Below are 26,339 nucleotides of genomic sequence, written 5' to 3' on the forward strand. Positions count from 1 at the left end.
ATGGAAGCAACAATCGCCTTAGGCGGAAATCCGAATTCCGGCAAGACGACCCTTTTTAACGAACTGACCGGAGCCCGCCAGCATGTGGGAAATTACCCGGGAGTCACGGTGGAAAAAAAGGAAGGCATCTATATTCAAAATGAATATCATATGCGCATTGTGGATCTTCCCGGGACCTATTCTCTCACCGCGTATTCCGTGGAAGAGGTTGTTGCCAGGGATTTTCTGGTGAATGAAAAACCGGAAGTCATTATCAATATCGTTGATGCCTCCAACCTGGAACGAAACCTCTACCTGACACTCCAGTTTCTTGAACGGGGTATTCCCATGTGCGTGGCGCTGAATATGATAGATGTGGCCAAAAGCCGGGGAATTAAAATAGATGAGAAAAGACTTTCCAAACTGCTGGGGGTTCCGGTTATCCCTATTATCGCCCGTAACGGCTATGGAAAACATGATCTCATGCTCGCTGCCGCCGACCTGTCCGTGGAAAAAAAACAGATGACGCCGCTTCAGATATCCTACGGAGATGATCTGGACCGAACCTTTATTGAGATGGAAAAGGAAATCAGGGCCAATGATTTTCTGACAGGGACTTATCCTGCCCGCTGGACCGCCTTGAAATATATGGAAAATGACGAACTGATTTTGTCCAAAGGTCAGAAACAGAATTCCGAGGTGGCCGCGAAACTTGAAAACATGGTGAAAAATGTATCTGTTCATCTCCAGGAAACTGTGGACACCTACCCTGAAGCTATGATTGCGGATTATCGCTATGGCTATATCAGTTCCATTATCAAACAGGGAATCATCCGAAAAAAAGGGGATGAGCAGAACAGACTTTATACCTCTGATAAGATTGACAGGGTGCTGACCAACCGGTTTATGGGGCCGCTGATCATGCTTCTGGTGCTTCTGGTGCTTTATCAGTTTGTATTTACTTATAGTGAAGTACCTGTGGGATGGGTTGAAAGTTTTTTTGGCTGGCTGGGTCATCTGGCATCTGAAAATTTGGCTGACGGTCTTCTCAGGTCCCTTGTTGTTTCAGGAATTATTGACGGTGTAGGCGGTGTCCTGGGATTTGCCCCTCTGATCATGTTCATGTTTTTCGGTATTTCACTGTTGGAGGATTCCGGCTATCTGGCCAGAGTGGCTTTTATGCTGGACAGGATATTCATGATTTTCGGTCTCCATGGCAGTTCTGTCATGGCTTATATCATATCCGGAGGGATTGCCGGCGGGTGCGCTGTTCCCGGTGTCATGGCAACCCGGACGCTCAGATCCCCCCGCGAACGCCTGGCCACGCTGCTCACCGCACCTTTTATGAACTGCGGCGCGAAACTGCCCATATTTGCGCTTCTGATTGCAGCTTTTTTTTCAGAAAGCAAGGGAACGCTCATGTTCTTTTTCACTCTTATTTCCTGGGGCGGCGCTCTGATTGTCGCAAAATTCCTGCGCCTTACGGTCATCAGGGGAGCGCCGACCCCTTTTGTCATGGAACTTCCCCCTTATCGTCTGCCCACCTTCAAGGGTCTGGTCATTCATACTTGGGAAAGAACTTGGCAGTATGTTAAAAAAGCGGGAACAGTGATTCTGGGAATTTCCATTATTATATGGGCCATGATGACCTTTCCGACTTTGCCGGATTCAAAAGTGCAGGATTTTGAACGTAAGCAAGAGGCACTCAGAGGGGCAGCTCCGTCCGCCATTGTTCTGGAATTTGAATCTGCCGATAAAGGTGCCGAGCTTTCTGCCGAGGCTCAGAAATTAAAAGAACGACTAAAAGTAATTCATTCAAAAAAAGCAGAAACTGCTTTAAGGTATTCCATCGCCGGCCGCATCGGCACTGCCTTGGAAAAGATCACACAATTCGCCGGATTTGACTGGCGTACCAATATTGCCCTGTTAGGCGGCTTTGCGGCAAAGGAAGTGGTGGTCTCAACCCTGGGCACGGCTTACTCTCTGGGCGAAGTTGATCCTGAAGAAAGTGAGTCGCTTTCCGAAACTTTGGCTAATTCCCCTGCCTGGAGTCCGCTGGTGGCATTCAGTCTGATCATTTTTATCATGTTCTATGCGCCCTGTTTTGCCACGGTGGTATGTATCGTCAAGGAAGCCGGAACATGGAAATGGGGGGTTTTCTCCATGGGGTTCAACACACTGCTGGCTTTCACACTGGCAACCCTGATCTTTCAGGCGGGATCTCTCCTGGGATATTAAAGGATACAAGTTCGTAGTTCCGCCTTTAGGCGGTGAAAAAAGTTCGTAGTTCCGCCTTTAGGCGGTGAAAAAAAGTTCGTAGTTCCGCCTTTAGGCGGTGAAAAAAGTTCGTAGTTCCGCCTTTAGGCGGTTTGATTCGTCCTTCGCACATTTCGGCCGAACCCGCCAACACCGCCTAAAGGCGGGACTACGAACTTTGAGGGGAATACGAACTTTGAGGGAACTACGAACTTTGAGGGAACCACGAACTCGGGCTGGCTATAAATCCGGATCATCCCATCCTTTTCCATAATCAAGCAGAGGATAATCCCTCCAACGTTGTAAGGCTTTCTCCCGTCCGACTTCTTTCAGATATTTTCTGGCACTGGAAAACGGCCAGTCCTGCCATCGCCTCACATACCCGTGATGAACCGGATTGTGAAGAACATAATTCAGTGTTGCCCAGTTATGACGCTCCGAGCGTATTGCCCGGTCGGCGCATCTGTGCCAGCATTTTCGCCCGCGTCGGTTCTCCTCGCCGTTCCAGCGGAAGGATGTCCGCCCGTGCAACTGACCGAGTTCCCCGACAGCCTCCCGGATACGGGGTGTGTCAACATGCAGATGATAATGATTAGGAAGCACGCACCAGGCCAGCACCTGTTCGGCATGCCTTGTCACTGAGCTTAACAATTCCTCCTCGAATTCTGCCATGCGCTCAAAGGTTTTTCCGATAATCGGCTGATGTTCATAGCAGGTTGCACTGATATGATACAGACGGCCCCGGGTTATGCGGTGAGGCGGCCCATGCCAGGGATAACCGCGGGCTTTTCTTCTTTTAATCGCTTCCGCCCGCTGCTCCGGTGTCATTTTTTTCCATTTGTACATTTTTCATTTCCTTTAATACAAGTTCGTAGTTCCGCCTTTAGGCGGCGAAAAAGTTCGTAGTTCCGCCTTTAGGCGGTTTGTGTGCGGATACATCCACCGGAACTACGAACTTTTGAGGTATTCACCGCCTAAAGGCGGAACTACGAACTTTTGAGGCATCCGCCGCCTAAAGGCGGAACTACGAACTTTTTCGCCGCCTAAAGGCGGAACTACGAACTTTGGGTTTGCTCTTTCTTTATCGGAAATCCTTGCGATTATTTTCATATAAACGAGCATGCCCTGCCGGTCACAACGAACCATGAAAGTTTCGCAATTTTTCCTAACACCTAACACCTAACACCTGACACCTGACACCTAACACCTGACACCTGACACCTAACACTTGACACTTTCATATAAACTCCCATGTCCTGCGGACACAACAAAGGATGAAACTTTTGATTTTTGGTTCAAAATGTCATAACTACTCTCAGAATAAATATTTATCAACAATTATAACAGGAAGGACGGTTATGACTAAAAAATCAGACACCCCGATTATTTCAGTAATGCATCCCGTTTGTTGCGGACTGGACGTTCACAAGAATATTATTTCAGCATGTCTTATTACTCTGAATCCCCTTGGCTCGCCGCAATATGAAGTGAGGGAATTCCCGACTTTTACAGACAGCCTTTTCCTTTTAAGGGACTGGCTGACCGACAATAATTGTCCGACAGTTGCAATGGAAAGTACAAGTGTGTATTGGCGTCCGGTTCACAATATCCTTGAAGGACATCTGGATGTTGTCCTGGTAAATGCGCGCCATATAAAAAATGTTCCCGGCAGAAAGACGGATACCGAGGACAGCAGATGGCTTGCCAATCTCCTTCGCCACGGGCTTGTGAAAGGCAGTTTTATTCCGGCAAAGGAAGTGAGACAATGGCGTGACCTGACAACGCTTCGGAAAAATTACACACAGACTCTCGGAGATTACAAGAGGCGTGTTCATAAACTGTTCGAGACCGCCAATATCAAAATCAGTTCTGTGGTGACCGATCTGTTCGGAGTGACAGGACGTAACCTGATCAGTCTCCTTTGTGACGAAGATGCGGATTTAAGCCTTGAAAATATTGAAAAATGTGCGAAAGGAAGTCTCGGTTCCAAAAGTGCGGAACTTCATCGCAGTATTCAGGGTTTTTTTGAAGATCACCATCGTTTTCAGTTAAAACTGCTTATGGATACAATTGAGGCAACGGAGCGGAATATTAAATCCGTAACTGCCCGTCTTGCCAGGCTTATGAGGCCTCATCAGGAAGTTTTGGATCGTCTGGACGAAGTATACGGGATTAACACAGTGGCCGGTCAGTCAGTGCTCAGTCATATAGGATTCACACTGGAAGAATTCGGAAATGAGGCTGCTTTCTGTTCCTGGGCAGGACTTTGTCCCGGAAATAATGAAAGTGCCGGCAAGCGTAAAAGCGGCAGGTCCCCGGTCCGAAATCATCCCTTTAAAACAGTCATGGTTGAAATTGCATGGTCTGCCATTAAGAAGAGGGACTCATATTATAAGGACAAATATTATCGTATAAAATATCGGCGCGGAGCCAAAAAAGCTGTTGTCGCAGTTGCTCACAGCATAGCAAAGGGAATTTATCATATAATAAAATACGGAGAATCTTTTGAGGATCTGGGTAAAGGATATCTTTCCGGCAAAAATCAGGAAAAAAAGATAAACAGACTAAAAAAACAGGCCGCACAGTTAGGATATGACCTGGTTGCTTCCGCTTAACAGAGAATAACCTTAAAATAAATTGAAAACTGTAAAGAATATGAAGAATATACCGAATCCGTTTTTTAACAGGAAAGGATAATAACAGCCTGATGTAAATAAAACTGAAGCACTTCACATTTTAAGGTCGGTGAAAAAATGGCGCCGCGAGCCCGATATAAACATGACCGGCCGGTCACCTGCACAACAAAATGTCAGCTCTTTTAAGAGACTACGAATATAAAACTTTTTTTTCAGGACCGGCCTCATTTTTTAAGAAGTGCGGAAATATTTTAAAAAGTCGTTCGGAGACTACGGGACAAGTGTTTTTTTACTCTGAATATCCGTATTCGGCAATTATTTTATTCAGATAACGAACTAAATTTATTTCTTATTAATTAGAGTTTCATATAAAACACCTTGTAATGATAAGCACAAGGAATTTTGATAAGAAAAGGGATTAAAGAAATCCTTTTCTTATATGAAATTCTTGTAGTTATATAACCCGAATTATATAAGTCAGCAGATCAAAAAAGTTCGTAGTTCCGCGTTTAGGCGGTCTGATTCGCCTTTCGGATACTCCACCTAAACCCGCCTAAAACCGCCTAAAGGCGGAACTACGAACTCTTTCGCCGCCTAAAGGCGGAACTACGAACTCTTTCGCCGCCTGAAGGCGGAACTACGAACTCTTTCGCCGCCTGAAGGCGGAACTACGAACTCTTTCGCCGCCTAAAGGCGGAACTACGAACTCTTTCGCCGCCTAAAGGCGGAACTACGAATTTTTTTGAACTACGAACTCTTTCGCCGCCTAAAGGCGGAACTACGAACTTTTTTCGGTCCGGTCGTTTATGTTTTGTCAGAATTTTTTATAAAAGCTTGAAAAAAAGCGGGAACTGTGATTGTATATGCTTATCATGCGGGAGGGGAGCGACATGCCGGAATCTGTCGGAAGTTTAGCTCAATAATATAAGCAGGTTCCCTATATTTTAAGCTAAAAGTCCGCAATCTGAAACTCATCCCCTGGAATCCGCAATCTCAGGCAGATAAAAAAATTTTACCTGACAATAAATGAGGCATGATAGGCAATGGACGATTTTTCCAGACAGGAAAAACTTGCTGATCAGTACCTTGAGCAGAATAATAAGAAAGCTGCTGTTCATTTATTGTTCAATTTAATTTCAGAATACGCTAAGGTAAAAAATTTTTCAGCAGCAGAGAAGTTAAGGGATAAGCTTTCCGAGGCTGACCCTTGTGCATTGTTTGAAATCATAAAATCCGATGAAATTATTGAGAAAGAAAAAACCGGGCATTTGTATCAGGCGCACCTGGAAATCTGGTCGGAGCTGTATAATGAGATGACGACCGATGAAGCCTGTGCGCTTTATTCTGGTTTGGAAAAAGAAAAATATGATACCAATGACACCATTTTTGAACAAGGTAAGTTTAACGCCAAACTTTATTTTATTGATCAGGGATATTTAAAAAAAATCTGCCACCAGGACAGAAATGAAATTCTGTTGGAAACCCTGGGACCCGGGGATGTTGCCGGAGTAAAAACTTTTTTCGCTATTACAGTTTGTACGACATCGCTGATAACGCTTTCCCAAGTGAAACTCAGTTTTTTAAATAAAGATATCTTAGTCCGATGGCAGGATGAATTTCCCTCTCTTGTGTCAAAACTGAATGAATTTTGCTTTAAGCCGGATGATGTGGGTAAAAAAGGAATCAATCGCAGAGTTCACAAGCGAATTAAGCTGACAGGAAAAGCTGAACTTCACATACTGAATACTTTCGGAAATCCCATAGGAAAATTTTTTCCAGGTAATCTTTCGGACATTTCCATGGGCGGATTATCTTTTATCGTTAAGATGTCAGATAAAAAGAATCCGCCTCTCTTACTGGGCCGAAAACTGGGGGTCAGATTTACGCTTCCCGGAGACAGATATCAAATTGAAATCAGCCAGAAAGGGACGATTATCGGAGTTACGGATCGTCTTTCAAATCATTATTCCGTTCATATGAAGTTTGACAGGATGCTGGATGAGAGCATAAGCAGAATGATAGAACGAATGGTGTCCTCCGAACCTATTGTGACCAGACAAAAATCAGATTCTCCCTTGTTTATTCAGAAGATAAAAAAAATGTTGATTCGTTAGATATCGTCTTGCCCTGTCTTACACATTTTCAACAGATCGAAAAGTTTCCGGGCGGTGCGGAGTACCTCAGAGAAACCCGGCTTTTTCCCCGGACAGGGGCCCGCCCTCTGCCGGAAAACCCCGGGTTCCTTTGCCGTTCCTCTTTGCCCTGTACACGGTCCGAAAACTTTTCGATCTACTGATTTTTACAGTTTTTCCTAACACCTAACACCTAACACCTAACACCTGACACTTAACACCTAACACCTAACACCTAACACCTAACACCTAACACTTTCATAAAATGGTGATAAATGAAATGGATAGAAGCAAAGGTTATTTTTGATCTCTCCTCTGATTCTCGGACTGAAGGCTGGGAACATGAGGAAAAATTTGATCTGATTTCAAATGTGTTTTATGATTTTGGCTTGCAGGGTGTCGTTGTTGAAAGCACGACACCCGAGCCACCCGCGGACTGGGCTGATGATGCTGAGGAGACCCCTGAACATGACGCTGTTACCGGGTATTTTCCAAAAAACGAAGTCTCGGAAAAAAAATGCGAAATCCTGGAACAGGAACTGATACGTCTGAAACAGAAAAACGGGATTATCACCCGGATTGTTTATCGTGAAATAGACGAAGAAGACTGGGCAGAATCGTGGAAGGCGTATTTCTGGCCTGAGAAAATAACTAAAACCATTGTTGTAAAACCCACATGGCGGGAATATTTCCCGCTTGAAAATGAGATTGTTCTTGAAATAGATCCGGGCATGGCCTTTGGCACCGGCACGCATCCCACGACGGCCTTATGTCTCCGAATGATTGAGAACTATCTGAAACCAGGAGATTCTTTTTTAGATATCGGAACAGGATCGGGGATACTCATGGTGGCAGCGGCAAAGCTCGGAGCGGATAAGGTCTGCGGAAGTGACAGCGACGAAGTCGCCGTGGAAGTCGCCCGAAAAAATTTAATACTGAACCGCATAAACACAGAAAGATTCGGGCTTCTGACCGGAAATCTTGCGGACGAGGTGGAGGATCAATTTGATCTTGTCACTGCCAACATCCTATCCCAAGTCATTGTTGTTTTGCTGGACAGTGTCAAAAAAACACTGAAAAAAAATGGTATTTTTATTTGCTCCGGAATTATTGAAAAAAATAAGGACACTGTTGTGGAAAAAATGAAAGCGGTGGGGTTCAGGATATTAGAAATACAAACAGATCAGGAATGGGTTTCAATTGCAGGAAAGGTGGAAAATTAGCCACGCAAGGGGACAAAGCGCACTCTCCGGCTAATTCTTTGCGCTTTGCCCGCTCTGCATATTCCTCACTTTTTACTTGCCCCGGCCGGAAGAATAACGGTAAAGGTTGTGCCTTTTCCAGGCTCGCTCTCCAGAGAGATGACACCGCCCAGGGAATCCACAAGTCCCTTGACAATAGGGAGTCCGAGCCCTGTGCCAGTAATGTATCTTGTTTTTTCGTTTTTGACCCTGAAAAACCTCTCAAAAATTTTTTCCTGATGTTTGGGGTCTATCCCAAATCCGTTATCTGCCACCTGAACACGCACCCGCTGGTCCGTAGCTGACATATCTGCCAGGGAGGCCTCCGCAAGATCAGCCTTTACATGAATCTTTCCGCCATTCTGTGTGTAATTGATGGCATTGGCGATCAGATTGCCAAAAATACTTTCCAGGGCAATGGGGTCTGCTGTGATGCAAGGAAGGGGATATTCCGGAAATTCTGATGTAAGAGTCTGTTCTTTGGCATCTGCCCTCGCACTCAGAAACTCCACAATGTTCTTCAGCAGATCATCAATACGAACAGGTTCAGGTTCCTGGGCAACCACCCCTGACTCAATGCGTGACAGATCCAGCAGGTCTCCGATCACGGAAATCAGCCCCCGGGTTTTTTCTTTGGCTCGGGAGAGAAGATGCTGATCTCTCTCGGAAAATTCTTCCACCACATCGCTGAGTACCAGAGCCAGTTGTTCATGAATCGTGGAAAGCGGGGACCGGAGTTCGTGAGACACCTTTGCCACAAACTCAGATTTGAGCTGGTCCAGCACCTTCATTGCCGTGATATCCGCAAGATTTATCACAGCTCCCAGACATTCTTCATCCTCTCCGATGACCGGCCTGCCCCGGGCAAGGAGATATTTTTTATCGGACAGGGCCAGTTCATATGTGGGAATCTCTTCCGAGTCCGTATGGCTGCCCTGAGATATTTCCATGACAAGCTTACAAAATGCGTCATCTGCCACATAAGCTTCTATGCGATCTCCCGGAAGACGGCTCGGGGATGCGCCGATATGTCTCAGAAAAGCCGGATTCATCAGCACAACACGCCCCTGGGCATTGGTGACCACCACGCCGTTGGGAAGATATTCGATAATGGTGCGGATACGGCTCTTTTCAGTATCAAGGTCAAGCAGGGTCTTTCTCCGCTCCTGTTCCAGTTTTTCAGTTTCCCGGGTCAGCCGAATCTTTTCCCTTGCCCGTCCCACGACAATCCGAAGATGATCAGGCTCAAAAGGTTTGGGGATAAAATCATAAGCGCCCTGCTTCATGGCTTCAATGGCGGTTTCCACGGTTGCAAAGCCGGTGATAATAATGACCAGAATTGTCTCATCTATTTCTTGTATATGCCGGAAGACCTCCATTCCCTCCATACCGGGCATCTTCAGATCAAGAAGGATAATGGAAACTTTTTCTTTTTCAAGCAGCCCGAGCGCCTCATCCCCCCGTGAGGCTTTGAGGACTTCACAGCCCATTCGTCTAAGGATTCTTTCGGATCCCTCCCGTATGCTTTCTTCGTCATCAACAACGAGTATTCGTATGGCGTCATCTCTGTTTGCTGAATCTTTTTTCTTCATACCATATCCTCAGTGTTATCTTAATCACCGTTTTCAGTTTCCGAGTTACTCAGGGGAAGTTCTATAATAAAAGTTGTCCCCTGGCTGACATCGCTTTTTGCCGTGATATTGCCGCCGTGATTTTCCACAATGCTATAAACCAGACTCAGTCCCAGACCGGTTCCTTTTCCTTCTTCTTTGGTTGTAAAAAAAGGTTCGAAAATATGCGGAAGAATATCTTCGGGGATTCCCGGGGCCGTATCTGATATCTCAATGCTGATCCTGTTTTTCTCAGGGATTTCCACGGTGGTTACTGTCAATATTCCCTGTCCCTCCATTGCTTCTGCCGCGTTGAGAATGATATTCATAAAAACATGGTTCATCTGCTGGATATCCGTGGGCACAGGGGGGAGGCAGGGAGCCAGATTTTTTCTGATTTCAATATTTTGAAAAATAGCCTGATTTTCAAGCAGAAAAAGGGTTCGTGAAATTGCCTTGTTAATATCATTGGGCCGGATATTATACTGCGTCTGCCGAGCGAACTCCAGAAGTTCCCTGACAGTGTCCCGGCATCTCTGGGCGTCTTTCAGAATACGGTTCAAATCTTCGCGAGCGTCATTCTCTAATTCGTATTCTTCCAGCATCAGTTTTGTAAACAGGGTAATTCCTCCCAGGGGATTGTTTAACTGATGGGCAACCCCCGCGGCGAGTTTTCCGAGGGAAGCCATTTTTTCAGACTGGAGAAGCTGCAACTGAGCCTTTTCCAATTCCGCTTTCATCCTAAGGGTTTCCCGAAGGTCGTGAAAGAATCCGATAGAAGCCACTTCCTTCCCCCCTTCATAGATGATCGCCGCATTAAGGCTAATGGGAATGGTTTCCCCGTTATTTGTTATCACATCCAGCTGATATGATTTCAGTTTTCCCTTTCCGCCGTACTCCTCGCTGCGAAGCTTTCGCATGACTTCCCGGGCACCGTCGCCAGGATAGACATCACGAATATCCAGATGACCGAGGGCTTCTGTCACACTGTAGCCGCTGATCTCCGCGGCGGCTTCGTTGAAAATGAATATTTTGCCTGTTTTGTCCGCCGCTATAACACCGTCCACCGAACTGAGAATAAGATTTCGTAAAAACGAGTTGGAACGCTGAAGTCTTTCCTCCAGTTCTTCCAAAACCGGGAGGTCAAAATCTAACATCACCACGGCATCAACTTCTTTTTCAGAGATGATGGGATAAGAATAGATGCACACTGCATCGGAATCCAGAGAGATAATCTCACTCTCCATCAGAGTCGGCTTGCGTGTTTGTATGACTTTGCTTGCGGGACAGTGTTTACAAGGAGAAGCGCGGCCATGCATTACCTGATAACACACTTGCCCCACAAGATTCTCCCCGTACATCTCGATAATATGATGGTTGGTCGCCAGTATTTTGAACTCAGGCGAGACCACGACAATCTTTCTTTTAAACGCATCAATGGCTTTAAGCAGATATTCTTTCTCAGTGTCGGTTCGCATGTTACTCCTTATTTTTGAAGTAAGAAAATTAAGCTGTTACATTTACAGAATCCGTTTTTCACCAGACAAATTCCCCATTTATACATAGGAAGACTGTCATACAGAATCAGGGCAGAATATCTGGTAGCGTGGTCGTGTTCCAAATCTGGATATTCACTGAAATCTGACACATGGATTCAGGGTGTTATTAAATTTATATCCAGAACTGGAACACTACCGCTTAATCAACCAGAGCGCAATCGCCCTGACAATAGCTTACCGGCATTTTTACATGCTCGGCAATTCATTGCCGAGTTGTTGACGAGAAACTTTTATAAACCAGGCATTAAACATCCAACTCAAGATTTATCATGTCACCTTTCTGAAAACCCAGACCGTTAAAAAATTTCAAGAGCAGCCAGTCCCGCCGCTTTACAAATGTAATGATGGTATCCACATTCTCTTTCTTCAGGTCCTTTGTCATTTCCTCGAACAGGAGCTTTGCAGTACCCTTTCTTTGGTACTCAGGATCTATGCCAATGGTATCAATCCATCCGATATTTTCCGGAACACCATATTCCCATCTGCTAACTCCGCCCATAATAAAACCGATCACCTGACCATCCAATTCAGCAACAAGACCGAAAACCTGCGAGTGTCTTTGCATTAAGTCAAGCTTTATTTCCCAATATTCGGGCCTTGCTTTCTCCAGGACCTTGATGTCTATTTCAACGATTCGGTCCAGATCCGAGGGAACCATTGTTCGAATAAAAGGGGAACTGGAAGATTCAATCATATTACCCTCCTTTATTTAAAGAATTAATTTATTTCCCATATTTTGCAAATCAATTTTGAAAAAGACTTGCCAAATGCTCCTAGTTCAGAACTATAAAGGATTCAGATAAAAATATCAATAAAAAAGGTGGAAATCGGGATTAGGAGATTTCATATGGAAAACAGACCGTCTCAATAACGACCATTCTCAATTTTCAATTTTCAATTTTCAATTTTCCAATTCTCAATTCCCGCTATCATCCGTCCTGAATATTCAGGACATATCCTATTTTTCTCAGTCCTTTTCGGAACTGATTTTCCTTATCTTTGGGAATCACAATATGATTTTTTCCGGCCAGAAAGCAAAGTTTTTTTAAGCTGGTATCATTGGCGATCAGTTGGGCCATGGTGCTGTCCGCACATTTTATCAGACGGGCATCGCCCATATCCTGAACCATGCGGATACGTCGGACCGCGTCATCCAAAAACGCTTCCACAGGCTGGGGCAGCGGCCCTTTGTTCCGCTCATTCAGAAAGGTGATAATACTGGCGATATCCACCCCTTCCTCCACTGCCTGAAGGAGTTTGGGAAGTGTGAGATGCCAGACTCTTTCGGATTTTCGCGTACAGAAGCGATCCAGGAAAAGTTCATCCGAAGATGAGGCGGATCCTAAAGAAGTGATGTCCATATTGGGAAGGACGCGCAAGGATGCCTCATCGTGAAATGCCGGTGTGTATTCAGCTTTCTGACCGAGCATCCAAGCGCCCAGGGAATTGAGACGCAGGCCATACAGGCCATCATACCGGCTCAGGCAGGAATACTCATCCGCGCCCCAGAGATCAAAATGATCGCTGATAGCCCCCCAGGGCGGAATCAGGGCAACATCAATGAGGCCGAGGGTTGCCGCGTATTCCAGGAGAAATGCCCGGGCAAACCGCCCATCCACATGATCCCATGTCACATGGTCGTATCCGAGCGTGCCGTAATTGGCTTCCCCGATGTACAAATACCAGTATTCCCGCACCACCTCAAAGCGGTGCCCTTTGGCGATCAGAAACTCGAAAAAATCCTCTGTTGTCATCCACACACCTTCTGCCAGTTCATACAAGGCATCAGCAATTTTCTGGCGGCTGGGTGCGGCAACATATAAGGGACGTTTCCGGGATTTCTGCCCTTTGAAGATATCTATCCGGCTCATCTCATGGAAATTCTTGTTTTTCAGCCATCGTTCAAAAAGGGTTTTCAGAACATCGTGGGCAGGCTTTTTCATGGCCGCACGGCCAGTGCGGCTGAGTTCCAGCTTTGTTCCGTTTATCCTGACCAGACCACCGGCCTGGAGGAGCATTGTCCAGGCAAAAGGACGGATCCCGGCATCACCCATCTGAATATCATATTCATGCTCTGCTTCTGCATCCTCCGGATAAAAATCCCCGCTGGAAAGGGCTTTTCGGATATTTTTGCAGGCAGTTTTCGTGGGACGTCCGGTCTTGGCGCTGACGCTGATCTTTCCCATATCCGCGAGCTGCAAAATGACCATCAGATCGTTTATGGCGGCCTGCTCAGTGGAATATTGCAACAACTGGGCTTCCCCGTATTCTTCCCATCCGGTGCGTATTGTGACGGTCTCAGGCAATTCTTTCACTGACCGGGCCTCGACTTCCCTGGGTTCGGGCACAAATGACTTTATCCGGTTCAGCATATCCGAGGGCATGCCATAAGATGTCATGAACAATGCCAGGGGAGGAAATACAAAAGCCTCTTTCTCTCTTCCCCATCCGTATCCGTAGTAACCATAGGTTGACCAGGTGACCCGCGGACGTTCTCCGTATTTGGCCCGGAACTGTTCCCAGTGAACTTTCCCGTTTCCGTGGACCACCTCCTGAAGAGCAGCCTGTTCCACAGAGGTCATCTTTTTTTCATAGATAAATTTTAGCAGAGACTTGTCTCTGAGACAGGTCAGGTTCCATTGCACCCGGTCTGCTTTTTTGGTTGGCAGGTCTCCGGCTTTGGATGGAATTTTTTTTAATCCGGCAGGTTTGATCCGGCTCTCTTTCAGCACAGCAACAAGGTATGCGCCGATCTTTTTTAAATCATCCACAACATAATTGTCCATCATCAGCTTTAATGATTTCAGCTGGTTATCTGAATGTCTCATTCCATTTCCTTTATCATGAAAATATACATTCTGAAAAAATCGGATTTTTTATTTTTATAACATTTTCATGGCCGGGGGTGAAAAAATCCGATTTTTCGTGAGTGTTTAATATTAAAAGTTCAACTCACAAGCATATCTTTGTTTCGTTGATGATTAAAACTCAGTAGATAGAAACGTTTTCGGGACAAAAGGAGAATTGCCTTCCGAAACAATAAGTTAAATTTTTTTTCGATCTACTGAAACTTCTTGATTATCGTTGCACAGATATCTTTGAATATATCTGTCTGAACAAGTGCTTTTAGTGATTCATCTGGATATTACTATCATCATCTGCGGGGGAAAAGCAAGGAGAAATTAGCCGGATGAGTCCAGGAATGACCGATACGCTCCCCTTTTTTATGATATATTTCACGCCCGGAAGGAAAAATCTGATAGCGGCTCAATAGAAACGGCTTACCGGCTTTAATGGTGCATATCAGCACGGAACCGGGTTTTCATGCACTCGGTGATACCTGTCTCCAGAAAAAGGGGGAGGTGCTGTTGCAGGAAGGGCGGCCTGAACGACCAGAACTTTTAAAGCTAATATGAGATCATGCAGGCCGCATTTGGTTGAACCAGTTTTCACATGTTATCATCGGCTGTTCATGCTATTTATGACAGTCATGATATCAAGAATAGTAATACAGCCATCGCCATCTAAATCAAGAGTGGAGTCATATCTGATATCGCCTTCACAAGTATTCCATTTTGAAGAAATCACGTTAATATCTGCCTCATCAACTCCTCCGTCACAGTCGAAATCGTAAAAATTGCCATTGGCTGTCATACATGGGGTCAGTGCTTCAAAACGGATTGTTTGTTTTTCGGAAAATGATATAAATGACTTGAAGCTCTGGAATGCTCCGATCTCAGAGACCTTTGTTTCCGAAGTGATATCAACATTTCCCTGATATCCTGCCACTGTCAGATTACAAGTTCCGTTCTCTGCTCCCCGGATCACAACACGATAGTCACTTTCATCCGATACAGGCAAGAAAATCCTTTGTGATCCGTCATCGCCGACTTCGTATTCTGCATCGGGAATGGTGCATTTTTCTTTACCGCATTCCCTGTTCTCAGAATCATACACCGTAAAAACAAAAAGAATATCGGACGCGAGCGTCACAGAGATTCGGGGATATTCTAAGCATTGCATAATCTCTCCGGCCAACTCCCCTGAATCGTCAGAATCATTCGCATCACGTCGCCAGTCGTCTTCCGGATTCATAACCCCGGAGGCTATCAGATCATCCAGGCACGGAGCATCTCCTTTTGCGCCGCTTACTTGGAATATCAAGTCGTTATAGTCCCTGTCACTGTGAACAAACTGCATGTCCTCATACACGAAAGCATGTCCTGATCCGTTTATGTCTGCGATCTGTCCCAGGTGCATGCCGTGTTCCGGGTTCGATGATGCCAGTGAAAAGAGCGGGCGTTTGTGAGAATCACCTGTGCCCGGATTTTCGTAAAGTTCCTGAAATGTGGAGTTCGGAACCAGTATGGTTGCAAATTTATCATCGAGTTTCATCTCAAAAAGTTTTAATCCGCCATATTCGCCTTCATTCCAGTCCTCTGACTCGCCCCCGAGTAATCCACTGAATCGTGCGCCCTCTGCGGGATCTGATATGACGATACAGCCTTCTTCGCTGTCTGACAGCGCACGCCTGACGGCCTCTTCTATAAACGCCGGTGAGTTTGGTTCAAACGCTTCCATTCCGGAAAGGCTGAAAACGCCAAGCTCGCCCTCAAACATGCCGCCGTCATATAGCCAGTCGAATTGTACAAGCCCGTCATCCCCCACTGTGAATATGCCTGCTGTAAATATCGAATCAGGATCATCATCAGAAGTTGTAACAAGGACTGTGAGACGCTGTTCGGAAAACGAATTGCCGTCCGAGACCCGAACTTCTGTGTCATGATCACCGACCTGTGATGAATCAGGTGTCCAGGTGATCAGGCCGGTTTCCGGGTCAATGCTCATCCCCGCGGGATATTCTGTTAATTCAAAAGTAAGCATATCTCCTTCCGGGTCTTCTGCCTCAACATCATATATGTATTCCTCATCCACATACGCGAAGTCTTCCGCCTCCGACAAGATTTCAGGGGATTTGTTAATCGGCTCAGGTGCAAATATTGCAAATTTGGTGAGATGGTCTGTTAATATCGTGACTGTATGATTATCCAAGTTAAGCTCGGATTGCATCGCTATCCATTGTCCGGAATCCTCATCAAAATAATGGATTTTTAATTCTGATTCGTCAATTTCACCGAGGCTCTCCGGATAATACTTCAAACTTATCTCAATCTCCTCATCAAAGACTGTCACAGGATTTCCCTCCGAATCTTCCGCAGTGATTTCATACGCGCTGCCGATAAGTACGAATCCTCCGTTGGGCGGCGGTGTTGCGGGGCCTTCGAGTTTTTTGATTGTGATGGTCAGTCTCTCTGACACTGCTCCCGGCGGGAATTCAGCCCGAGCGGAACCATCCTGCAAAACGACCGTTCCGCCATTGTGATCAATCTCTTTGCTGATGATATTCGGTTCGCCTTTCAGATCTTGGGTGAATATTCTTCCGATCCTGTCCTGAAGCATATACGATGACTCGTTTCGGAAGTCAGCCCCTTCATTGAAATTCCCGGACATTACCGCAAAATCCTCACTTTCCGGGTAATGATACGGATTTAAAGGACTGACATCGGAGGAATCTATTATCCCGTCACCGTCTGTATCATGGTTAGCCGGATCGGTATGATACACATAGACCTCATCGTAATCATCCCATCCGTCGCCGTCCGAATCCGGGCTGAGTATATCTGAGCCGTGCTTATATTCCTCAAAATTGGAAAGCTGATCACCGTCGTAATCTTCCTTTGCATCTTCGGGATCCAGCGGATCCATATCATGCTCTTTTTCCCATGTATCAGGTATGCCGTCATTATCGTCATCCTCGTCATATTTATCCGGTATGGTATCGCCGTCGGTATCCAAAAGGAACTCAATATCATCGCTTTTGGCCCGGGATTCGCCGTCCGCATTTCTCACCTTAAAGTAAACCGTTTTCAGGCCATATCCGGAACTCAGCGTAAATGCCGGGGCTTCGGCATAAGGTTTCCATGACGCATCGGCAAAGGTTTTATCCTCACTCACCATGTATTCTGTCGGGTCCCCGAAAGCAATATTGTTCAGTGTGACTTGGGGCATTGTAACATAAATATCCCCGTTGTTCAGGGCAAACGAACCGACCACCGGAATCGGTGTAGTTTTTCCCGTAACCGCATGGGGGCCGGCGTTCTCACCGTAATCATAAGTAATAGTCTCTCCGTCTTTAGTTTCCGTTGTAAGGTTCCCGACGGCATTATATTCATACGTCGAGCGATATTCGGCATCCTCGGCATGGGTGAGCCTGTCAAGATCGTCATATGCGAAAACCTCGGTCAGTCCCGTGATACCGTCCGCAATTGATCGGACATTTCCCACATCATCGTATGTGTATTGGAAATCCTGGATGCCCGGGGCATGAATTTTCTCCAGCCTCTGATTTTCATGGTTGTAAGCATAAGTGGTGCTTTGTCCGTTTGCATACTCTTTCCGGATGACCTGACTGCCGGCGTTATAATCCATTTTGCTGACAATTCCGGGAATACTGTCCAAATTTCCCTGGCTGTTGTAATGGAATGCGACCGCTTCTTCATTGGGATAAGTCTGCGTCGTTATTCTGTCCGACGCGTCATAAGCCCATTGGGTTGTCCAGGTGTATTCGTCAACAGAACGATCTTCCTGTGTTTTTCTCAGGCGATGGTCATATTGATAGCGAACCAGTCCCGCGCTGTCCAGAACCTGGGACAAGGTTCCGATGACATCAAGGTCGTAAGTATAGTGAATATCTGTGTCATTGGGATAATCCACCAGAGTTTTCCGGTTCAGCAGATCGTATTTTATCTGGGTCGTAATTCCCCTGGCATCTGTCTGTAAGATCAGGTTTCCGACCTTGTCGTACTCGTAGCGCCATTGGCCCATGTCCGGGTCGTTCATATATGTCTTACGCCCCAGGGAATCGTATTCAATGCTGGTTACGTTGTTCAGATGATCGGTGATCTGCACCAGTTCGCCGGTGGATTTGTATTCATAGCGAGTGATATACGATTCTCCCCTGTTGTTTTCCGTAACGTTTAACAGTCTCTGCTGTGCGTCGAATCTGTAGGATGCGGCGTGATTATTTTCATCCCATTCGGTGACTGTCCAATGGTCAAATTTCCGGCGGATCCGGGTCTGATCCGGATTGATGACAGTAATCGGTCTTCCCGGAACATCATATTCATAAACAACTGCCGGAACAGAGGTATCCGGTGCGCTGTATTCCTGGGAATTATCCGTGAGATACGGATTTGACTGGCGTTCAACCCGCCCCATTTCATCGTAAAATACATCAACTGCAATGCGGTTCGCTGGATTTTCGTATTCGGTTTTGGTCTGAATCAGGCTGCCGAATCCGTCAATAAACTGGAGCATATCAAGTGTTCCCGGCTGACCGCTTATTTCTCTTTTTGAGGTGATGACACGCTCCGGCGGAACGCCGTCTATGGAATATTGAATCTCTGTTGTGGGCAGCGATTCGGTGTCATAAGGTCTGATCTCTTTGATTTTCCTGTGAAACACATCATACACATTCCGGGTGGAGAAGCCGTTGGGGTCGGTTTCTTCCAGCAGGTTTCCGGTGCCAGGATCGTAAGTTCTCGTGACCAACTGATTTTTGGCATTATAAATTTTCTCCGGGAACGTATGATAACTCGGATCATATTCAGTTCTGGTGATCCGTCCTTCAGGATCAACGGTTTCGATGCGGTTGCCGTAATGGTCATAATCATGCGCTGTCACGGGATTTTCGCCGGTATCCAGCCAGACCTCCTCTTTGGTGAGATTGCCTTTGTCAACGCAACTGCTCAGGTGGTCGTACCAGTAAAAGGATTCTCTGAGCTTGGGGCCGCTGATGTATGATTTCACAACCCTGTGTTTCAGTTTGTCAACGATCCGATGTTCCAAAGCGCAGGGGAGCCAGTATTTGTTGTAGGCATATAAATCGTCATCGCCTGTGCTGACATCTCCGTAACTGATTTCCAGACCGATGTTTCCGTACTGATCATAGTCTTTATATGCGGTTCGGACGGTCTTGGGATTATTCCGTCTGCCATCGTAAGTGTGTTCGTCTTTTTGCTCCAGCAGGGTGGTGTAAACTCCGTCTGCGTGGGAATCTTTCCATTTATTTACCGTCCCTGACCAGGGCATTCCTGAAGCATCGGTGAGTTCTGTTTTGTATGCTTTGCCCTTTTTTGCCTCATCCTGGTGAAAATGATGGATGATGACTGAATCATCAGGCTGTGTTTCTCTGACCGTGGCGAATCCCCGGAATTCCCGCGTGGGATAATCATAGAGTCCGCCGCTGTATGAGAAGCGTCTTGCTGAAATATTTGAATGGGGGCCGGACATTCCATTATCGGTTTCCAGGGAACTCACGACCCAGTAGCTGAACGGCAGCCGGAGATTATGCGGATAATAATCTCTTTTGGATGACGCATAATCCACTTGGATTGTGCCCCCGAGTGTGTCCGTGATTTTTACAAGCAGATCTATCTTCTGCGCCTGATTGGAATGGACATCCCAATGCGTATCCGAGGCTCTTCTGACGATATCCGTAACGCCGTCTCCGTCAATGTCGAGACAGTCACGCTGGACATGACCGTCATCTGTTTTCACATCCCGTGTGTATTTGTAGTACGGCGTATCCCATCGGATGGCATCGCCGAATCCTTTGCCGGTATTCAGAGAAACAGGCCAGTGGGTGGAGTCTTTTTCTGGTTTCACCAGATCAGGCAGTCCGTCGCCGTTTATATCTATGAGGTCGCTTTCAACATTTCCGTCTTCATCAACATCTGTTATGTCATCATCCCAGACAGCGTGGCTTGAAAAATGCCACTTGCCGATGTCTATAAAATGACTTCCGCTGTTGAGATAAACTTTCCACTCGTACTCGTTTGCCAGCACAATGTCCGTCAGTCCGTCGCCGTTCATGTCCCGGGTTGTGATTTCTGTATCCATGCCGTCTTCTTCCGGTTCTGATCTTTCAAAGTCTTCAATCCAGGCATGGGTATGCGGAACGGGCCATACGCCGAATTCCACAAAGTTGTCGCCGGTATTCCGATAGACTCTCCACGCGTTAAATGTGTCATCATCAGGACTGATTTTTACCCTGAAAACAAGGTCTGGCAGGTTGTCTCCGTTCATATCCAGAAATGCCTGTTCCACATTGGGGGCGTTCTTGGGCTTTCCGTATTTATCCACTTCCACTCGTTTGATATTGCGAATCCAGGCATTGGTGGGCAGATTTCCTATGGATTCGACATTGCCGAACCCGTTTCCTGTATTGAGAATAAAGGTCAATCTGTTTTCATTGTTCGCTCTTACCAAATCCGGCAGACCATCCCGGTTGAAATCCATCATGCTGCTTCGCGTGTTGTTGGCTTTGCGGTCTTTGCTTCCGTCGTGAACATCCCTGATATGTCCGATGGGTTCGGGTCTCTGGGCCGTGTACCATGTCTGTTCTGTTGAGGAAAAGCCGGTGCCCTGGTTCATCCATATTTTCCAGCATCTGCCTTTGCCGTCACAGTCATCCCAGTCATCTTCAAATTTCACATAATCCTGCAATCCGTCCCCGTTTATATCAAGCGTGTCGTATTTCTGATCTCCGTCCTCTTCTGATTTTCGGATGTATTTTTTTCCGGGAGTTCTCCAGTCCGATGTTTTGGCGAAAGACGGATTTAATTCTTTGTACTCGAATTTCACAGGGGGCAGTGATGTGGTGCCGTCTTTGCCAAATTGTGTAATGGCACGCAAGAGGGATTTGTTCCGGGCATGATTGGTTTCATAGCTGAATGCGTATTTTCTGACGAGTCCGCCGTTAACCGTTATCCTGATTTCCTTTAAGCGTTTGCTCTCACGCACCTCTGATCCCTGGTCAATGACAAGATAGCTGTCCTCCCTGTTTTCAAGGATAAACTCGATCCGCCGCTTTCTTTCGTTGTTATATTCGATTCGGGTGAGATAAACTTCGCCGTTGGCAGGGATTTCGGTATATTTGAGATAGATACAGTTGCCATTGGAATCCGTAATCTGATCAAGACTCCATCGCCAGATATAATGATGCGTCATCTCAGGATCGGTGGTTTTCACTTTGTTTTCAGAATCCGTGTTATAACCAAAGCGGTATTGGGTTCCATTTTTGGCGGTAACGACCCAGTATTCGCCATTTTCATTGGGCGCACCGGTTCGCCTTTCGATCTTCAGGAAGGATTCGATTTTGGTGTGATACTGGTTTTCAATGGGTACGAAAACAAGGTCGTGTTTTGAACCGCTGAGATACAGGTCAAAGGTGTCGTCTGAGGTGTCTTTGCGAGTGTATTCAATATCCCGCTGGATGTAACTTAACGGAATGTCCCATCCGGCTCCGACCCAGCCTGATTTTCCTTTGGCGGAATGGCTGTTGTAGGCGAGGGAAATTTCAGGGGCGAGTCCGTTGGTTCCGGGCGGGGCTTCAATTTTGTACTGATAACCGAAGCTGCCTGAGAAAAGATCGGTTTGGAAAGCTCCCCAGGTGTTCTTGTAGGGGCTTTCCGGGGCTTTGACACCGGAGAATTTGTAGGAGAGGTCTATGGGAGAGGGGTCTCCGGCGTGGGTTGGTGAGATGCTGACTGCAAAAAATAATAGGGTGATTATGATTGTTGTGCGGGTAAACATTGTTTTAGCTCCTTTCCTTGATTTTTTGATCATTAAGCCTGATTATAATGCCTTTTGGGGAAGCCGTTCTTTATTACCACTTTTACTTTCCATTTTCCGTATTTTTTAACATCCATTCTTCAAATTCTTCTTGTGATATAGTATGTTCAATTTTTATGACATTTTCGTAAGGTTTGAGGACTCCTCGTTTTTGAAATTCCCGTCCAGCACTATTCAAAATTACTGATAGGGGGTTTTCTTTTCCAAAATCTTTTGGATAAAAGTAATAGATATCTGTAATCGTTGTTTCAATATAGTAATCTCCATTTTCAAGTTTAGTTATAACAATTTCAGTCTTATCTGTTAAACCTAGAGTCAAGCCTAACTCACTAATACCTCTGAAATCTACAGACTGACTATAAGCATCATTTGGTGGTGTTCTAAAACTGGACTTGATCCGATATTTGCTAAATTGATTCAATGCCTTAAAAAAATTAAGTCCAGTTTTAGAACACTACCGCATCATTTTTAGATAAGGGATTTTTAGAAAAAGGGTCTTTATGATATGTAAATTTAATACATTGTGAATCATTAATTAAACCATTTTGTTCACCTTCAAATACTTTATTTCTTATATAGTTCTGATATTGAGAACTGTTTTCTATTTTTTTTGAAAGACCACTGTTAGGATTATGAAATCTTCTATCTGGAAGAATAATATCCCCTATAAAATCACCCTTTCCATATGCATACAATAAGGCTGTAAATGCCTCTTCATAATTACCAGAGGGGTCTATTAATTTCACTGGATTATTCTTTACATAAGCATAGCGATTCAAACTCTGAGGATCATAAATATTCAGTGCAACAACATCTGCCTGCGTAAAATGCCGATATCCGGAATAGTAATGCCGAGCCTCAAAATAATAGAAATCCGTTACCTTATCCTTCTCCTTGCCCGTAAAAGTATAACGCTCATTCCCTCCTTCCCGAATTTCTCCGAAAGGAAAATATCTGGTTCTCTCAGCAAGCTTCCCTGCCGAATCCGTTATCGCATCAGTTCCGCCCAGGTGATTCGCATGGAACCAGAACATCTTCCCTGCCGGGTCTTTTCTGGCAACCCGCTGACCATTGGCAAAATAGTAGCTCGACTCTCCCGGGTGCGTTCCTTCAATCTGCTTTTCAAAATGCTTTCCGATATAATATGTGGTCACACCGTTCTCGATTTTCTTGACCCGCTGCCCGGCGGAATCATAAACATAGTCGGCGATAACCGAACCGTTTTCATCCCCGTGCCTCACTCTGAGCAGCTTGTTTGCGTCGTTGTACTCGTAGAATTTTCCTTCACCGCGAATCAGGTTTCCGTTGGCGTCATACTCATATTTCACGGATATCGCTGCAAAGCCTGTATGGAAATAAGACAGCAGCATCATGGTTGCGAATATCAGGATAGCGATTTTTCTTATCATTTCTGTCCCTCTTTTTTTAGAAAAATAAATAATTACTTACTTTACCAATAACTTTCTTCTGTATAGATATATCCCTGTATTCTCGAATCGTTAATCGGAATGTCACGTTCATTATATCTGCCTCCCCTTGGATAGTTACTTTCTGATACATGGATTGATTGGGTATCGTGATTTATATATTCTACAATTAGGACATGCCCATAACTACTTTCATTTGTAATAACAATAGATAGATTCGCCGGACGATCTCCAGTGCTATATCCTTGATTTTTTGCATGTATTAACCAATTTCTTGCATGAGCTCTCAATTTTTTCCCATCAACGGAAGTATCTGAATCCCATGTTATATTATATCTCCCTGTGATATAGGTTGTACACCATTTTAAAGACTCTGATCCATTATATTGAGGATATTTACCAGGTTTCCCCCATGTATGATCTCCCGCTTTTGTAACTCCTAATCCTTCTGGAAATTTATCAAGATTATCATCCATGATACATGAGCAATTCCTTGTTGTTAAAGAATTTTTTGGAGGAGAAGAATTTTCTGTGCATCTGTTAAGCGGTTCTGAATTACGAGAAACAAATCTTCCGTTTTCATCAATATCATAATAGGGTGAATCGGACTGAAATAAATCTTGAAATCTATCTTCTTCATTTCCAGAAGGATCATTATATTTAATCGGATTATTCCTTACATACGCATACCGATTCAAGCTCTGCGGATCATAAATATCCGGCGCAATGATATCCGCCTGCGTAAAATGCCTATACCCTGCATAATAGTGCCGAGCCTCAAAATAATAAAAATCCGTCACCTTATCCTTCTCCTTGCCTGTAAAGGTATATCGCTCATTCCCCCCTTCCCGAATCTCTCCGAAAGGAAAATATCTGGTTCTCTCAGCAAGCTTTCCTGCCGAATCCGTTATCGTATCAGTTCCGCCCAGGTGATTCGCATGAAACCAGAACATCTTCCCTGCCGGGTCTTTTCTGGCAACCCGCTGACCATTGGCAAAATAGTAGCTCGACTCTCCCGGATGCGTTCCCTCTGTCTGCTTTTCAAAATGCTTTCCGATATAGTACGTGGTTGCGCCGTTTTCCATTTTCTTAACCCGCTGCCCGGCGGAATCATAGACATACTCGGCGATAACCGAACCGTTTTCATCCCCGTGCCTCACTCTGACCAGCTTGTTTGCGTCGTTGTACTCGTAGAATTTTCCTTCCCCACGAATCAGGTTCCCGTTGGCATCATACTCATATTTCACGGATGTCGCTGCAAAGCCTGTATGGAAATAAGACAGCAGCATCATGGCTGCGAATATCAGGATAGCGATCTTTCTTATCATTTTATGTCCCTCCTTGATTTTTAAGAAATTTTTAAGAAATCGGATTTTTTGGAAAAATCCGATTTCTTTGTTTCCCGATTTCTTTATTACCTTATAACTTCATAATAAAACAAAGTGCATAAAAAGGCGGCCGGTTTTCTACCTGCGTATTTTTAAATGCGATTCCGGTAAATCCGCCGTGGTTATGGGCGTTGACAACATGGGAATGATTTCCGGCCCAATTTGCACTCGCATTATCCACAGAATGTCTATGAGTGGGTGATGCCACACGCTTCTGTTTTTTATCATTTCTTACTGTTTTTTCGTAATCACCCTCAGTCAGTACCTGACCGATTGTAATGTTGAGAGAATGTGAATGCCCTCCCGCAACGCTAGTTCCCATCCTGTTTTCAGTGGCAATACTGTGAGTATGTGCGAGATTGTTTGTCTCTGTGCCGCCTTTATCTCCTGTCTCATATTTATTTCCCGCTCCCACAATAAAGCGGTTTCTCAAATCCGGTGTCCCGTCTGTTCCGTCGCACAGCGTCCACCCAGTGGGAATATCATCAACCGAACCGCTCCACATGATAATGCCTCCGCTGGGAATTCCCCCGGTTCCGGCAGTAAACGCATACGCCACACTGGTAATCCGCTGCCGAGGCTGCATCTCTTCATCAATCCCCACTTTGATCCCCAGATAAGTTTCAGGGTGTTCATTAAAAAAGAGCGGGGGAATCGGAGTGTGCGTTCCAAGCTGTACACTGAACATCCCGTTTCTGACCGCAACGCCTTTGGTGCTGCCGTTCCATATCTCAGTCCAAAGCGGTGTCCTGCCTTCGGAAGTGCCGTAAATGCCGAATTCCACATCATAGCTTCCGTCAGGAACCAGATTCCCGTTCTTGTCAAAAAGTTTCCCCTCATAATTGATCAGCCGGGGAATGTCATCCCCATAAGAAAAAGGTAACACCCACAGAAAAGCAACCAGACACAGCCAAAACACTTTAAAAAACCTGAATCTGTTCATAAACAACCTCCTTTTTGATTAATAATTTTATTTTTATTTCAAACCATTACCGAGCTTACCCCGGTATTCATTTATTTATCCCTTTGATTTTTTCCCTTCTGTAATGTATAGAGGGAAGATAAGCGTTATGGACATTTTTTATTATTCTTTTTTTCAAAAAAATATTTAAAAAGCCTTAATCTGTTTCGTTACAGTTTGAAATAATACAATCTTTCAGGGAACTCGCCTCCGAAAACAGGGACAATCAGCAGATCAAAAACTTATTGGGACAAAAGGAGTGCAAAAATTCCGCGTTTGCTTCATTTTTGCACTTTTCGGATTTGCCATCGGGAACAGCGTGCTGAAAATTTTTTCGATCTGCTGAATTTTTCCCTTAAACCTTGGTCGGAAATTTTAATAGATAGAAGATTACAAATAGGTTACAGATTCAAAAAAATATGACTTTTTTTTCAGAATCAATCTCGTTCCCGGGC

At 45.3% G+C, this 26,339-nt stretch carries 13 protein-coding genes and 1 pseudogene; 4 read left to right on the forward strand and 10 right to left on the reverse strand.

Translation table 11 applies throughout. The annotated features are described in order from the left end of the window. Entirely contained in the window at positions 1-2,217 is a 2,217-nt protein-coding gene (feoB, locus tag dnm_RS15385) for a ferrous iron transport protein B (RefSeq protein WP_207683513.1), read from the forward strand. Between the two features lie 258 nt (positions 2,218-2,475). Here feoB and dnm_RS15390 read toward each other — a convergent pair whose 3' ends face one another. Further along, positions 2,476-3,081, reverse strand: a complete 606-nt coding sequence (locus dnm_RS15390; protein WP_207683514.1) for a hypothetical protein — start codon at positions 3,079-3,081, stop codon at positions 2,476-2,478. A gap of 512 nt (positions 3,082-3,593) precedes the next feature. Here dnm_RS15390 and dnm_RS15395 point away from each other — a divergent pair. The 3 genes from dnm_RS15395 (at position 3,594) to prmA (ending at position 8,226) form a co-directional block, all read left to right on the forward strand. Next, positions 3,594-4,850, forward strand: a complete 1,257-nt coding sequence (locus tag dnm_RS15395) for an IS110 family RNA-guided transposase (RefSeq protein WP_207677974.1) — start codon at positions 3,594-3,596, stop codon at positions 4,848-4,850. 1,064 nt (positions 4,851-5,914) lie between these two features. Further along, positions 5,915-6,985: a cyclic nucleotide-binding domain-containing protein gene (locus tag dnm_RS15400; protein ID WP_207683515.1), complete on the forward strand. Its 1,071-nt coding sequence runs from the start codon at positions 5,915-5,917 to the stop codon at positions 6,983-6,985. Positions 6,986-7,278: 293 nt separating this feature from the next. Continuing rightward, the gene (prmA, locus tag dnm_RS15405) at positions 7,279-8,226 is read left to right on the forward strand and encodes a 50S ribosomal protein L11 methyltransferase (protein ID WP_207683516.1); all 948 of its coding nucleotides are present in this window, start codon (positions 7,279-7,281) and stop codon (positions 8,224-8,226) included. 65 nt (positions 8,227-8,291) lie between these two features. Here the strand turns inward: prmA and dnm_RS15410 are convergent, their stop codons facing one another. The 9 genes and pseudogenes from dnm_RS15410 to dnm_RS15450 form a co-directional block, all read right to left on the reverse strand. Next, positions 8,292-9,836 (reverse strand): ATP-binding response regulator, encoded by a 1,545-nt coding sequence (locus dnm_RS15410; RefSeq protein WP_207683517.1) that lies wholly within the window; start codon positions 9,834-9,836, stop codon positions 8,292-8,294. A 20-nt stretch (positions 9,837-9,856) separates the two neighbouring features. After that, positions 9,857-11,332: an ATP-binding protein gene (locus dnm_RS15415; protein ID WP_207683518.1), complete on the reverse strand. Its 1,476-nt coding sequence runs from the start codon at positions 11,330-11,332 to the stop codon at positions 9,857-9,859. 325 nt (positions 11,333-11,657) lie between these two features. Then, entirely contained in the window at positions 11,658-12,107 is a 450-nt protein-coding gene (locus dnm_RS15420) for a GNAT family N-acetyltransferase (RefSeq protein ID WP_207683519.1), read from the reverse strand. A 235-nt stretch (positions 12,108-12,342) separates the two neighbouring features. Further along, entirely contained in the window at positions 12,343-14,241 is a 1,899-nt protein-coding gene (locus dnm_RS15425) for a helicase-associated domain-containing protein (protein WP_207683520.1), read from the reverse strand. 1,327 nt (positions 14,242-15,568) lie between these two features. Beyond that, a pseudogene (locus dnm_RS15430) lies at positions 15,569-22,102 on the reverse strand (toxin TcdB middle/N-terminal domain-containing protein); the annotation flags it as partial. A 49-nt stretch (positions 22,103-22,151) separates the two neighbouring features. After that, positions 22,152-22,529, reverse strand: coding sequence for a hypothetical protein (locus dnm_RS15435; protein WP_207683522.1), 378 nt, complete (start codon positions 22,527-22,529; stop codon positions 22,152-22,154). Positions 22,530-22,554: 25 nt separating this feature from the next. Continuing rightward, on the reverse strand, positions 22,555-23,517 hold the full coding sequence (locus dnm_RS15440) for an RHS repeat domain-containing protein (protein WP_207683523.1): 963 nt from the start codon (positions 23,515-23,517) through the stop codon (positions 22,555-22,557). Between the two features lie 41 nt (positions 23,518-23,558). Continuing rightward, on the reverse strand, positions 23,559-24,863 hold the full coding sequence (locus tag dnm_RS15445) for an RHS repeat-associated core domain-containing protein (protein WP_207683524.1): 1,305 nt from the start codon (positions 24,861-24,863) through the stop codon (positions 23,559-23,561). A 91-nt stretch (positions 24,864-24,954) separates the two neighbouring features. Then, the gene (locus tag dnm_RS15450; RefSeq protein WP_207683525.1) at positions 24,955-25,866 is read right to left on the reverse strand and encodes a DUF8740 domain-containing protein; all 912 of its coding nucleotides are present in this window, start codon (positions 25,864-25,866) and stop codon (positions 24,955-24,957) included. Positions 25,867-26,339 lie beyond the last annotated feature (473 nt).

Source organism: Desulfonema magnum (assembly GCF_017377395.1).
Taxonomy (GTDB): Bacteria; Desulfobacterota; Desulfobacteria; order Desulfobacterales; family 4be13; genus Desulfonema_C; species Desulfonema_C magnum.

Bases quoted from the DNA above. Each gene is read 5' to 3' on its own strand.
- dnm_RS15400 (WP_207683515.1), top strand. From the start codon at position 5,915: ATGGACGATTTTTCCAGACAGGAAAAACTTGCTGATCAGTACCTTGAG.
- dnm_RS15440 (WP_207683523.1), bottom strand. From the start codon at position 23,517: ATGATAAGAAAAATCGCTATCCTGATATTCGCAACCATGATGCTGCTG.
- feoB (WP_207683513.1), top strand. From the start codon at position 1: ATGGAAGCAACAATCGCCTTAGGCGGAAATCCGAATTCCGGCAAGACG.
- dnm_RS15445 (WP_207683524.1), bottom strand. From the start codon at position 24,863: ATGATAAGAAAGATCGCTATCCTGATATTCGCAGCCATGATGCTGCTG.
- dnm_RS15390 (WP_207683514.1), bottom strand. From the start codon at position 3,081: ATGTACAAATGGAAAAAAATGACACCGGAGCAGCGGGCGGAAGCGATT.
- dnm_RS15450 (WP_207683525.1), bottom strand. From the start codon at position 25,866: ATGAACAGATTCAGGTTTTTTAAAGTGTTTTGGCTGTGTCTGGTTGCT.
- dnm_RS15410 (WP_207683517.1), bottom strand. From the start codon at position 9,836: ATGAAGAAAAAAGATTCAGCAAACAGAGATGACGCCATACGAATACTC.
- dnm_RS15415 (WP_207683518.1), bottom strand. From the start codon at position 11,332: ATGCGAACCGACACTGAGAAAGAATATCTGCTTAAAGCCATTGATGCG.
- dnm_RS15420 (WP_207683519.1), bottom strand. From the start codon at position 12,107: ATGATTGAATCTTCCAGTTCCCCTTTTATTCGAACAATGGTTCCCTCG.
- dnm_RS15425 (WP_207683520.1), bottom strand. From the start codon at position 14,241: ATGAGACATTCAGATAACCAGCTGAAATCATTAAAGCTGATGATGGAC.
- prmA (WP_207683516.1), top strand. From the start codon at position 7,279: ATGAAATGGATAGAAGCAAAGGTTATTTTTGATCTCTCCTCTGATTCT.
- dnm_RS15395 (WP_207677974.1), top strand. From the start codon at position 3,594: ATGACTAAAAAATCAGACACCCCGATTATTTCAGTAATGCATCCCGTT.